Below are 12,501 nucleotides of genomic sequence, written 5' to 3'. Positions count from 1 at the left end.
CGCCCTCAGAGGGGGCAATGTCACAACCTCGGGATTTGCTCGGGACTCACTTTCGTTGACCCCGCGTTCCGGCCACTTCTAGAGTCCGCTCTGCCCATGTCACAGCTCCTGCTGTCCGCCCTTGCCGTGGTCTGCCCGAACTGTGACGGCTATAACCCCCCTCGCGCGGAGGTCTGCGCGAGCTGCGGCACCTCACTGAGCGAGGCGCCGGCCACGGCGAAGCCGCCACCTTCCAGGACCACGCCCGCCTCCTCGGCGGGCAAGCCCACCCCTGGTATCTCCCGGACCCCTCCAGGGGCCGCCCGTCCGCCCGAGTCCCCGCCCGGTCTCCGTCCGGCCTCCTCGCGGACCCCTGCCCCCGTGGCCTCGGCCGGTGGCATCCCCCTGGCCACCCGCGCCGCGCCCGGAGTGGCCGCACCCCGCTCCCCCGTAGTGCCGCTCACGCGCCCCGCCGCCCCCGCGACCCCCGCTGCAGCCCCAGCCGCCGGGGTACCCAAACCGGCCGCCGCACCTGCCTCCGGAGCCCGCCCTGCTCCCGCCGCCTCCCGCTTCGGGCTGGCCGTCGTCGCCGGCACGACCCGCGGTCAGCGCTTCAAGCTGCCCGTCACCGGCTGCACCGTGGGCCGCACCCGAGGGGCCATCCTCTTCGCGGACGACACCTTCGTCTCCGCCCAGCACGCCACCTTCCTCATCAAGGATAACGTGCTGCATGTGCGTGATGAGTCCAGCGCCTCGGGTATCTACGTCACCATCCCCGGTGCGGAGACGATCCCGCCCATGACCTTCTTCGTCGCCGGCCAGCGCCTCTTCCGCTTCCTCGGCAAGCTCGAGGCCCCGCCGCCCCTCGCCGGGCGCCCGACCGTCTACGGCGCCCCCGTTCCTCCCGGGCAGGGAGTCTACGGCGTGGAGGAGGTGCTGGTGGGAGGCCGCAGCGGCCGCACGGTGGTCACGTCCACACCCCTATTGACCATCGGACAGGCCAACTGCGACTTCAGCTATCCCCAGGAGGAAGGGATGGCTGGCCGGCACTGTGAGCTGAGCTTCACCTCTGCTGGCGCCCAGCTTCGCGACCTCTCTGGAGGTCTCGGGACGTATGTGCGGGTGGCGTCCTCGGTGGAGCGGCCCCTGCGCCCTGGCGATCGCGTGCGCCTGGGCCAGCACATCATCCAAGTGGAGCTGATGGGCTGAGGAGCGCGCCGCGGAGCTACCTGCTCCCGGCGGCGGAGGCCAGCAACGGCTCCTTGAGCAGGAGGGTGGCGCGAGCGTGAGAGTCCGGCAGGTCGCGCAGGTGGCGCGTCCACCAGCCGCGCGCCTCGTCATGGCTGTCGAGCGCCCAGTACACCTCGCCCAGAATCAGCGACAGCTCCGGCGACGGATCGAGCGAGAAGGCCGCAAGGTACTCGGTGGCAGCCGCCCCGAGGTCACCGCGCTTGTAGGCGGCGTACCCGGTCTGCTGCCGACGCTGAGCCTCGCGCGGGTTGCGCTTGTCCGCGGGGACATTCTGCTCGTACGCCGGCTCGCTGGGAGTGGACGGCGGGTAGGCCCTGGACTCCTGGCCCGGGATGGGCGCGTTCTTCGGCGGAACGAAGGGCTGCTCCAGGGACTGGTTGCGCCAGTTCGTGTACATCCACCAGGCGACGAAGCCGATCGTCACCAGCGCCAGGGTGAGGACGAAGGCCTTGAGGAAACCGAAGCCGCCGCCCGTATCGGGAATGGTGGCGACGATGGCCTCGGTCTTGTCGTTGATCAGGGCCTGGTTGACGGTGGGCGCGGGAGCCCGCTCGATCTGCAAGCGATCGGTCGTGGCCCGCTCGAGCGGGGGACGCTCGGCCGAGGAACGCACGGGGGCAACTGGCACGGGGTGGGAACGCTCGCGCTCTGGCGGAAGCCGACTCGGAGGGGCCAGTTGCGTGCGCTCCGGCGCGGCGCGAGCCACGGCGGCAGCACCGGGCGGCACCCGCTCGGCACGTACGGTAGCCTCGGACTCACCACCCCAACCCGGGTCGGTGACCTCGGTGCTCATTCCGCTGGGAGGCGGCGTGGCCCTGCGCGGCAACGGCGCGAGCACTCCCTGGGCAGGCCCCGTGCGCCGGACAGCTGGCGAGGCACTGGAGCGGCGCTCGCGCTCCTTCTCCACGGCGATCAGCTCGGCCTTGAAGGCCTCGGCGTCCTGCGGACGGTCATCCGGGCTCTTGGAGAGGGCCCGCATGATGAGCCGCTCCATGGCCGGCGAGACGCGGATGTCCGGACGCTTGCGGGACGGAGGAAGGGGCTCCTCGGTGAGGTGCTTGGTGGCGTAGCCCACCGCCGAGTCGGACTCGAAGGGCAGCCGGCCGGTGAGGAGCTGGTAGAGGATGACGCCCACGGCGTACAGGTCCGAGCGGTGGTCCAGCGTGGCGCCACGGGCCTGCTCGGGAGACATGTACTCGGGGGTGCCGCAGACGAAGCCGGTGCGCGTGAGGGCGGGCCCGTCGCCGTCCGCGTCCTGGATCTTCGCGATGCCGAAGTCTAGCACCTTCACGAAGTCCGGCTCATTGCGGCGCTGCTCCACCATGATGTTCTCGGGCTTGAGATCCCGGTGGATGACGCCGGCGTTGTGCGCGTCGTAGAGGGCGGAGAGCACCTGGCTGACGAGGCGGACGATGCGCGGCTCGGGGAGCGGACCGTCTTTGCTGAGCACGGTGTGCAGGTCCTGCCCCGGGACGAACTCCATCGCGATGAAGAGGGCCCCGTCCTCGGCGATGCCGAAGTCGAGGATGCTGATGGAGTTGGCGTGGTTGAGGCGGCTGGCGGCCTTGGCCTCGCGCTTGAAGCGGGCCACGGTGCGGTCATCGCCCAGCAGCGTGTGGCGCAGCACCTTGAGCACCACCAGCTTGTCCAGGGCCACCTGGCGGGCTCGGTACACCTTGCCCATACCGCCCTCTCCGATGAGGGCTTCCACCTGGTACTTCTGGGCGATGGTAAGGCCGATGTACTCGTCCGCCTCACCGCGCGCGAGGGGGGCGTCGCAAGAGGAGCAGTACTTGGAAACGTCACCGGCGTCGGCGCCGCAGCTGGGGCAATGCAAGGGGGGCTTCCCGGAATTCAGGGGTCGGGTGTTGGCCCCCGAACTTCCCACGAGCGTCGGGTCGCCCGCAAGGTGGACGGGCAATGTTCAGCGCCCGAGCCAGCCCGGGCCGGGCTTGATATGTACCTCCGCCTGCCATGGCCTCCTACTGCCCCCGTTGCGACGCCGAGAACCCCGACTCCGCCTCCACCTGTCACGCCTGTGGCTCGCCCATGCGCTCCGGCACGATGGTGATGGCCGCGCCGAAGCTGGCGGCCAGGCCCCAGGTCGCCCTCCGGGTGGTGCGGGCGGACGGCGGCCCCGAGTCGGTGGTGCGAATGACGGGGGACACCCTGACCTGCGGCCCCCAGGGGGACCTGGTCTTGACGGATGACCCCTTCATCATGCCCGAGCAGGCCCGGTTCTTCTTCTCGGGCGGGCGGCTGGCGGTGGAGGACGTGGGGGGCGCCAATGGCGTCTTCGTCCGCCTGCGCCAGGAGCGCGAGCTGCCGGTGGGCGGGGAGCTGCGCCTGGGGCGGCAGCGGCTGGTGCTCGAGCCCATCCCCGCCGCGGCGGTGGGTCCGGGCGGCGCCCACATCTGGGGCTCGGTGGACCCGGGCTACCGGCTACGGCTGGTGCAGATTCTGGAGGGGGGGCTGCGCGGGGCGGCCTTTCCGCTCAAGGAAGGCGACAACCAGCTGGGGCGCGAGCAGGGCGACATCAGCTTCCCCACCGACGGCTTCGTCTCGGGGCGTCACGCGCTGCTGAGTGTGAAGCAGGACCGCCTGCGGGTGCGCGACGTGGGGTCATCCAACGGCACCTTCATCCGGCTCACCGGTCCCGTCTTCGTGGACAACGGGGACCACTTCCTCATCGGCCGCCAGCTGCTCCGGGTGGAGATCCAACTGGCGGCCTGACGAGAAGCAGGAGAGCTCTTACGCGGGCCCGTGCGCGGGGGAGCTCCCCTGCCCTCCTACAGCCTCAGCCGTAGGACTTCTCCTTCTTCTCCTGCTCCTCCTTGCAGCGGATGCACAGCGTGGTCACAGGCCGCGCCTCCAACCGCTTGGGGGAGATCTCCTCCTCGCACCGCTCGCAAATGCCGAAGGTGCCATCCTCGATGCGGCCCAGGGCTCGCTCGATCTTCTGCAGCAGGAACTTCTCCCGGTCGCGCAGGCGGAACACCATCGACTGAGCGTACTCAGAGGAGGCCTGGTCGATCTCATCGGGGAGATCATCGGTATCGAAGCTGGCCTCCTCCACCAGCGTCTTCTTGGCGCTCTCCAGCAGGCTCGTCTTGCTGTCCTCGAGCATCTTCTTGTAACGCTTGAGATCTTTCTGGTTCACAGCCTTAGGCTCCCGTACTGCGGGGAAATGGGCCCATACCCCGTAAAAAAGGGCCGGAAAGCTTTATTCACCTGCGGTCTGGTGTCAAGGAGACCTGGACCACCCTTAGAAACAGGCGGCGAGGTCGTACCCAATGAGCGATGCCTCGAAATTCGACCGGGAGTTCCTGCGAGCCGCCCTCTCGCTCGCTGGGAAAGGGGACGTGGACCACTTTCTCTACATCAGCGACGTGCCCATCGCACCCGAGGACCTGCGCCGGCAGCTCGCGAAGCGCAAGCTCGTCTACGCAGTGACCTCTCCGCGGATAGCGGAGGAATTGTTGGGCAGTAAACAGAGGGCGCTGGTGATTCCCGCCTACGACTACTCACGCACCGAGCGGGTGAAGGTAGCGCTCGTGTCGGCGCTCTCCCAGGGGGCCTTCAAGGAGGGGGACCTGGTCCTGTGCATGACAGGCAAGCTGGGTCGTCCGCCGGACACCCTGATGCAGATGCGCATCGGCGGCTCGCTGGACGATCGGCTGACGATCGAGGGCGTGAAGCTGGGAGACGAGTTCAACTCGCAGGTGGTGGACGCGCTCATCCAGCTGGCGCTGCAGGTGGGCCAGGAGGGCTTCGAGGGTCACCCCATCGGGACGATCATCACGATTGGGGACCACACCAGCGTGATGGAGAAGAGCCGGCAGATGACGATCAACCCGTTCCAGGGTTTGTCGGAGGCCGAGCGAAATGTGCTGGATCCGAAGATCCGAGAGGCCATCAAGAACTTCTCGGTGCTGGACGGCTCATTCGTCATCCGGGAGGACGGGGTGGTGCTGGCGGCGGGGCGCTACCTGTCGGCCTCGGACGAGATGGTGAAGATCCCGCTGGGGCTGGGGGCGAGGCACGCGGCGGCGGCGAGCATCACGTCGACGACGAAGTGCATCGCGCTGGTGGTGAGCCAGACGTCGGGAGCGGTGAGGCTCTTCAAGGGCGGCAACATCGTGCTGGAGCTGCACCAGACCGCGCGCCGCACGTAAAGCCGCCAAACGCATCTCTCCACCCCCTCCCCTCTCCACCCCTTCCCCTCTCCGCACCATCCCCTCTCCCTCCGGGAGAGGGACGGGGTGAGGGTATCCAGCTCCCGGGTTGTACCCCACCGAGCCTCCGGACCCTCAGGCCGCGGAGATCCGCGCGAGCGCCTCACGCAGGCGCTCGGGAATGGCCACGGCCTTGCGCGACTGACGCTCCACGAAGACGTGCACGAAGTACCCGTGGGCGGCGGCCTGCTCCTCGCCCTCCTTGAAGATGCCGATGCCGTAGGTCACGGAGCGGTTCCCGAGCTTGTCCACGCGCAGGCCCGCGCGCAGACGGTCGGGATACGCGAGTGGGGCGCGGTAGGTGCACCGGGACTCCACGACGAGGCCGATGACGGGACTGTTGACGATGTCCAGGCCGCCCTCGTGGATGAGGTAATGGTTCGCGACGGTGTCGAAGTAGCTGTAGTACGTGACGTTGTTGATGTGACCGTAGACGTCGTTGTCCATCCAGCGAGTGGTGATGGGCAGGAAGTAGCGGTAGCGGTCGGAGGTCTCGACGTCGGACATGGCGATTGCCCCTGCTTCGGTTACCAGTAACGCAGCGCCTGGCGGAACAGGTCGGTGAGGATGGGCCGGGTCATCTCGCGAGGCGCGTTCTGCAACAGGCGCTGCTGCGGGTAGGCACCCTCCGTGAGGGCAGCCACATCGGCCTCGGTGTAGCCGACACCGCCAAGGCCATTGGGAATGCCCACGGCACGCATGATCTGGATGAGCTTTCCTGCGAGCACCTCGCCCGCGTCACCGGGCGTAGCGCCACGCACGTCCGCACCGAGCCACTGAGCGGCTTCCAGGTGGCGCTCGGGGCTCACCTCGGCGGTGTAGCGGAACACAGCAGGGGCATTCACGATGACGGCCATGCCGTGCGGCACCAGGGGCTCTCCTTCCGGGTAACCGGAGGGCTGGAAGTCGCGCACCAGCCCGGCCACGGCGTAGGCCATGCCGTGCGGCGCGTGCACCCCGGCATTCCCGAAGGCGATGCCAGCGAGCGTAGAGGCCCACATCAGCTGCTCGCGGGCCTCGTGGTCCTCCGCGTCCGCGACTCCGCGCTCCAGGTACAGGCCCATCAGACGCAGCGCCTCGCGGCAGCCGAGATCGCTCCACGGGTTGGCGCCCTGGCTCATGGGCCGCAGGCTCGGCCGAGGAGGTGCGGGACGGCGCACATACGGCCGCGCGGTATAGGACTCCAGCGCGTGGGACAGCACGTCCAGCCCGCTGGCGGCGACCACCTCAGCGGGAAGGGTCGCGGTGCAGTCCGGATCGATGAGCGCCTCGGTGGGCCGCAGCGCCGGCGAGGCGATACCCGTCTTCGCCGCCATCGAGAGCAGATCGAAGATGGTGATACCGGTGACCTCGCTGCCCGTGCCTGAAGTGGTGGGACAGGCGATGTGCGGCTTGAGCGGGCCGGGCACCGGGCGCCCCTCGCCTACCGGCGCGTTGACGTAGGCCAGGAAGTCCGCCGGGTACGTGGCGTAGAGGTTGGCCGCCTTGCACGTGTCGATGACCGAGCCGCCGCCCAGGGAGATGTAGCCATCCGGGCGAGCCTCCGAGGCGAAGCGCGCCGCCTCCAGGAACGAGCGGTCCGTGGGCTCGACGTGCACGTCGGTGTAGGCGGCGACCTCCAGCCCGGCGGCGCTCAAGGACTGGCGCACCTTCTGGAAGTGCGGCAGCCGGGCCAGACGCTCGTCCGAGAACAGGGCCACGCGCTTCATTCCGAGCGCCCTGGCACGGTCGCCCACCTCGGCCAGACAGCCGCGGCCGAAGGTGATGCGTGAGGTATCCACGGTGAAGGCGGTGTCGCAGCCCTCTCCAACGGGGTGATAGTGGCAGCAGCCCATCGCGTCCTCCTGAGCGGTCGCATTGGAGCACCTGGGACGCCCCGTCGCACCCTGAATCAGACAACCTGGGCTGTCCCAGAAGTGCAGGTGCTATCGTCCCTGCTCCCCATGTCCACGCGCCCCTATGCCGTCACCCTCTTCCTTGGCGCATTCCTGCTCTTCGGTGTGCAGCCACTGGCGGGAAAGTACGCGCTCCCCTGGTTTGGCGGCACGCCCTCGGTCTGGACAACCTGCATGCTCTTCTTCCAGACGATGCTCCTGGGCGGTTACGCCTACGCATATGCCAGCGGACGCTGGCTGGCGCCGCGGCGGCAGGCGCAGGTGCACCTGGGGCTGCTCGGCGTGACGATGGTGGTGCTGACCGGGCGCATGCTGCTCAACGGCTCGCCCGTGGCACCCGGGCCCGAGTGGCGCCCCACGGCGGATGACCTCTCCACCGCGCGGCTGCTGTCCCTGCTCGCGGCCACCCTGGGCTTGCCCTTCTTCACACTGTCCACCACCGCGCCGCTGCTGCAGAGCTGGTTCAGCCGGGTGCGGCCAGGCGTTTCGCCCTACCGGCTCTACGCACTCTCCAACGCTGGCTCGCTGCTGGCCCTGCTGGCCTACCCCTTCCTGGTCGAGCCCTGGCTAGGACGCGGCGTCCAGGCGTGGGGATGGGGCCTGGGCTTCCTCCTCTTCGCCGGAAGCTGCGCGCTGTGCGCCCGGGGCGTGCTGCGCCTCGCGGACGAACCAGTACAGGCTCAACGAGAGGAAGAGGCCCGGGAGCGTCCACCGGGCATAGGGCGCACCCTGGCCTGGCTGGGGCTGAGCGGATGTGCCTCGGTGCTGCTGCTGGCGACGACGAATCAGCTCTCGCAGGACGTGTCGGCCGGCCCCTTCGTCTGGGTGCTGCCGCTGGCCCTGTACCTCCTCACCTTCATCCTCGCCTTCGAGCGCGAGGCGCTCTACTCGCGGCCCCTCACCGCGCTGCTCCTGCTGCTGGCGGCGGGCGGAGTGACGGCCCTCCACTACCGGGGCTCGGAGAGCGCACTGTCCCTCCAGCTTCTCGTGCACTCGGCGGCCCTCTTCTCCGGGGCCCTGCTCTGCAATGGAGAGCTGTACCGGCTACGGCCTGCGCCACGCCACCTGGGTGCCTTCTACCTCTGGGGGTCCGTGGGTGGCGCGCTCGGCGGAGTCCTCGTCCAACTGGTGGCCCCGCGCCTGTTGAGCTCCTACCTGGAGTACCCACTCGCGCTCGGCTCCTGCTGTCTCCTGGCCGCGCTCGTCCTGTTGCGCCGCGCCCCCCAGGAGACGCTCCCACGGACCGCGCTCCGAGCCATTCCGGCGCTGTTGCTCGTCCTGGTGACCGGCGCACTGGGCCAGGCGGTGATGAAGCCGGGCCACGTGCTCGGGTCATGGCGCGGCTTCTTCGGCGTGGTGCAGCTGTGGGAGTCGGATCGAGGCACCGAGGACCACGTGTTCATCCTCCGGCACGGCATCGTCATGCACGGCTACCAATACGCCCAGCCGGGGCGGACGATGACGCCCACGGCCTATTACACGCCCAAGGCGGGGCTCGGACTGGCACTCACCGAGCAGCGGCAGCGCAAGGAGCGCGCGGGCTTGCCCCCATCGCTGCGCGTGGGAGTGCTGGGACTGGGGGTGGGAGCGACGGCCGCGCTGGGACGCGCCGGGGACACCCTTCGCTTCTATGAGATCAACCCCCAGGTCATCGCTCTGGCGCAGGGGGCGGGAGGTTACTTCTCCTTCTTGCGCGACACGCCGGCACGGGCCGAGGTGGTGGAGGGGGATGCGCGCATCCTGCTCGAGCAGGAGCTGGAACGTGGCCAGGGCCAGGGCTTCGACGTGCTCGCGGTGGATGTCTTCAGCTCGGATGCCATCCCGGTCCACTTGCTCACCGAGGAGGCCATGGAGCTCTACCGGCGGCACCTGGCGCCCGGGGGAGTGCTGGCGCTGCACATCAGCAACCTCCACCTGGACCTGGCCCCCATCGTCCTGGCACATGCGTGGACGTCCGGCTGGCACGCCACTCAGGTGAAGACGGCCATGAGCGGAGACACGCTCACCGCCCTCTGGATGGTGCTCAGTCCGGACGCGAGCTTCTTCCAGGGAGACGCCTTCCTGAACAGTGAAGCGTGGGTGCGCCGGATGGCCCTCGCGGCGCCTCCACGAGTGCGGTGGACGGACGAACGCAGCAGCGTGCTGCTGGCCCTCCGGAGTCTGGGTTGGAGCCATCAGGACATCATCGAGGAGCCGACCAAGGCCCACGCACCGGTAGCGGCTCCCGCCGGGCCCTGAGCGCTTCAGGGCTTCACGGTCTCTCCACGCTCCTCGCGGTAGATGTCCGCGAGCGCGTGGGCCCGTTCCACCTCATCCCGGGCAGCATCCACGGCGAGCACCTTCTCGAAGCGCTCCACCTGCTCCTGGAGGGCCGTGGAGACGAGCCCACCCACTGCGAGCCGAGCGGAGGCACTCTCGCGCTCCACGCGGAGCTCGGCCACGCGGCTGCCGAGGTCCGCGGCGGCCTCCAACAGCAGCTTGCCATCCTGCTCGGCGCGGTTGAGCGACTCGCGCGTGGTGTTCAGCAGGGACTCGGCCTGCAAGCGATCGCGCTCGAGCGTCGCGGAGATCTTCGCATCCCCCTGCTCGTCCGCCTGGGCACGCCGTTTCGCGAGCTCCTCCAGACGCTTGACGTAGCGAGCCTCGGAGCGGGCCAGATCGCCCCGGAGCGCCAGCAGCGTGGCGGCGGACTTGCGGATCTCAGCGCCCTGTCGCTCCAGGTCCTCGATGAGCTGATCGAAAGCCGCGAGCGGATCCTTGGGCCGCTCGGGCTTCTTGGGCGTCTTCTTCTTGCGCAACCAGTCGAAGAGCATGACCGGCGACAGCCTACTCGAATGGGCGGCAGAGGAGGCGGACACGTGCGAGGCGCTCGTGCACCTCTGAACCTCCCGTGGCGAGCGCGGCGAGGTAGCGAGCAGGGGGGAGCTGATACACCCCGAGCAGGTGCTGCAGGAGGAGGATGCCCTCGGTGGGGCGGCGCTCGGCGGGGGCGAGTGCGGAGGCCTCCACGATGGCGTCGAGGATGTCGGCCACGCGAGCGAACACCTCGGGGCCGGGGCTCTCCGCCGCCTTCTGACGGGAGAGCCGCTCCACCTCTGGGAAGAGCGCGTCGAACGAGGCCTCGGAGGCCACGGGGGTGGACGGGAGCGTGCGTCCGGCGGCGAGCGCCTCCAACGCCTGGAGGTGGGGCGCGAGCGCCTCGATGGCCTCCGGGGTAACGGGCACGTCGCGAGGCAGGAGGGTGCGCCAGGGGCTGTCGAACTCGGTGCGCGCCCACTGGATCTCCTGGTCGGAAAGGTGGTGGTAGAAGGCGCGGCCGCCGCGGGCGCGCTGCTCCAGGACGAGCGACTTGAGGTCCGGGTTCTCCTCGCCGAGCGAGATGAAGCTGAGCGAGATGTCCAGCGCGTCCATGGGGGCCCGAGTGCGGCGGATGAGCTCCAGGTCGACGCGATCCTCGCCGTCGGTGATGAGCACCACCGTGGCGCGGGCAAGGTATGGATCCCTCCCCTGCGCGGCGCGAATGGACTCGAAGGCGGACATGAGCGCGAGGGAGATGTCCGTCTGGCCCTCGGCGGGCGAGTCGCGGAAGAGCTTCTCGATCTGCCGGGTGGCCTCGCGAGCCGTGTCCACGCGAGCCAGCTCGGTGGGGGTGTCGTTGAAAAAGGAGAAGTAGAGCGGATCGAAGGGCTGGTTCTTGCGGGCCTTGACCCGGAGGTTGTTGAGCTCGGCGATGATGATGGCATCGCGGAAGCGGGCACGAGCGCCGTGCATGGAGCCCGAGGCATCACACACATACACGCGCACGGCGGTGCGCTTCATCTTCTTGGGCCGGGGGGGCGGCTCGTCCTCCAGGTAGGCGCGCACCGTCTGGCTGTGGGCGGCCAGGTCGTACAGGACCAACCGCGGGTCCGAGACGACGAAGTTGTGCACCTCGTGGAGGCCACCCGTGCGCTCGAACGTCATGTTCTGGGTGGGGTACGGCACCCGCCGCGGCACGGGCCGCACCTTGCGGGTGTTCAGCTCGACGATCTCCTCGGTGAGGGCGTCCTCCACGTCGAAGTAGCGGCCGCAGCCCGCCGCCAGCTCGAACGCGGAGAGCTGCTCGGGCTTGAGCGAGAAGGCCAGGTCCGCGAGCAGGTCGTCCGCGGTAGAGGCCTTGGGTGGCTCGCGCAGGCCATTGGGGCCCTCGTGGGCGGGGGGCTTCTCGCCGAACCAGCGCGTCAGGTCATCCCGCTCGGAGGACTCCAGCATGGCCCGCATGGGCTGCTGGGCAGGCAGCAGCGGCTCGAGCGCCGCCCGGGCCGTTTCCGCCAGTTGGGCATCATTGGCTTCCAGCGCGCGCTCGTAGAGCCCCCGGAGCGATTGCCACGCCATCTGGGGATCCCGCTGCGCGGTGCGCCGCACCTCCTGCACCAGCGCATCCAGAGAACGCGCCGCCGGCTGCTCCCGGACACGATCGCGCGCCTGGGACACCTCGCTGCGCAGGGCCACGCCCCGGTCGCGGTCGTGGTCCATGCCGATGCGCAGGAGGATCTCATGGGCCATGTCCAGGTCGCGCCGCTTCTGGACCAGGTCATCCACGTTGGAGCGAGCCCGCTGCGCGAGGAACTCGGCCACGGCCATGCGGGCCGTGCTTGGGGCCACGCGGTCGTTCCAGAGCGGACCGGGCCGCGCGAAGATCTCGAAAGAGCCCTCCTCCTTCGGCGGAGGCGTGGGGGACATGAAGAGATCCGCCACCCGCAGGACCCTCGCGAGCCGGACGAAGCCTCGCTCCAGTGCCGTGCGCGCGCCTGGAGGCGTCCGGCCCGCCCGGAGCATCTTCTCCACCGCGTCGAGCGTCCGCTCGAACTCCTCCAGGGACTCCTGGGCTCGGGTCTTCAAGCCCGTGGCCAGGTCGCCCACCCTGCCCTTGCGCACGCCGAGCTCGAGCAGCAGCCGCGCGTCCGCGAGGGTGTGCACCCCGACCCGCTCCAGCGAGCGATCGAGCGCCGTCAGGGTGGGCATGGACAGGTCCACCTCGGACGGAGCCGTGAGACCGAGCCACCAACCCCGCAATCCCTCGGGCTGGGACGCGGCGCCCTGGAGCGCGTCCAACCGGAGCCGCAGGCGTGAGAGCCGCGAGCTGAGCACGCGTCAGCACC

Annotated in this window: 10 protein-coding genes; 4 read left to right on the top strand and 6 right to left on the bottom strand. The window is 69.5% G+C overall.

Annotated features, from left to right (window positions below; genetic code table 11):
* Positions 1-96 precede the first annotated feature (96 nt).
* A complete protein-coding gene (locus OV287_RS56215; RefSeq protein WP_308809695.1) occupies positions 97-1,188 on the top strand; it encodes an FHA domain-containing protein in 1,092 nt (363 codons plus the stop codon).
* A gap of 16 nt (positions 1,189-1,204) precedes the next feature.
* On the opposite strand, the gene OV287_RS23450 is transcribed toward OV287_RS56215, so the two are convergent.
* Positions 1,205-3,067 (bottom strand): serine/threonine-protein kinase, encoded by a 1,863-nt coding sequence (locus OV287_RS23450; protein WP_373371841.1) that lies wholly within the window; start codon positions 3,065-3,067, stop codon positions 1,205-1,207.
* Positions 3,068-3,204: 137 nt separating this feature from the next.
* Here OV287_RS23450 and OV287_RS23445 point away from each other — a divergent pair, with 137 nt between their 5' ends.
* The gene (locus OV287_RS23445) at positions 3,205-3,963 is read left to right on the top strand and encodes a double zinc ribbon and FHA domain-containing protein (protein ID WP_267536261.1); all 759 of its coding nucleotides are present in this window, start codon (positions 3,205-3,207) and stop codon (positions 3,961-3,963) included.
* Positions 3,964-4,027: 64 nt separating this feature from the next.
* Here the strand turns inward: OV287_RS23445 and OV287_RS23440 are convergent, their stop codons facing one another.
* A complete protein-coding gene (locus tag OV287_RS23440; protein WP_043398472.1) occupies positions 4,028-4,390 on the bottom strand; it encodes a TraR/DksA family transcriptional regulator in 363 nt (120 codons plus the stop codon).
* Between the two features lie 133 nt (positions 4,391-4,523).
* Between OV287_RS23440 and OV287_RS23435 the strand changes: the two genes are divergently transcribed.
* Positions 4,524-5,405, top strand: coding sequence for a DNA integrity scanning protein DisA nucleotide-binding domain protein (locus OV287_RS23435; protein ID WP_267536260.1), 882 nt, complete (start codon positions 4,524-4,526; stop codon positions 5,403-5,405).
* A 135-nt stretch (positions 5,406-5,540) separates the two neighbouring features.
* Here OV287_RS23435 and OV287_RS23430 read toward each other — a convergent pair whose 3' ends face one another.
* Together OV287_RS23430 and OV287_RS23425 are read right to left on the bottom strand one after the other, a co-directional pair.
* Positions 5,541-5,972 (bottom strand): acyl-CoA thioesterase, encoded by a 432-nt coding sequence (locus OV287_RS23430; RefSeq protein WP_267536259.1) that lies wholly within the window; start codon positions 5,970-5,972, stop codon positions 5,541-5,543.
* A gap of 20 nt (positions 5,973-5,992) precedes the next feature.
* Entirely contained in the window at positions 5,993-7,300 is a 1,308-nt protein-coding gene (locus OV287_RS23425; RefSeq protein ID WP_267536258.1) for a hydroxyacid-oxoacid transhydrogenase, read from the bottom strand.
* Positions 7,301-7,408: 108 nt separating this feature from the next.
* Here OV287_RS23425 and OV287_RS23420 point away from each other — a divergent pair, with 108 nt between their 5' ends.
* Positions 7,409-9,598, top strand: coding sequence for a fused MFS/spermidine synthase (locus OV287_RS23420; protein ID WP_267536257.1), 2,190 nt, complete (start codon positions 7,409-7,411; stop codon positions 9,596-9,598).
* 5 nt (positions 9,599-9,603) lie between these two features.
* On the opposite strand, the gene OV287_RS23415 is transcribed toward OV287_RS23420, so the two are convergent.
* A complete protein-coding gene (locus OV287_RS23415) occupies positions 9,604-10,173 on the bottom strand; it encodes a hypothetical protein (protein ID WP_267536256.1) in 570 nt (189 codons plus the stop codon).
* Positions 10,174-10,186: 13 nt separating this feature from the next.
* On the bottom strand, positions 10,187-12,490 hold the full coding sequence (locus OV287_RS23410; RefSeq protein ID WP_267536255.1) for a vWA domain-containing protein: 2,304 nt from the start codon (positions 12,488-12,490) through the stop codon (positions 10,187-10,189).
* Positions 12,491-12,501: the final 11 nt, after the last annotated feature.

Source organism: Archangium lansingense (assembly GCF_026626635.1).
GTDB lineage: Bacteria > Myxococcota > Myxococcia > Myxococcales > Myxococcaceae > Archangium > Archangium lansingense.
The sequence above is the reverse complement of the archived record's forward strand: the minus strand, read 5'-3'. Positions and strand labels throughout refer to the sequence as shown.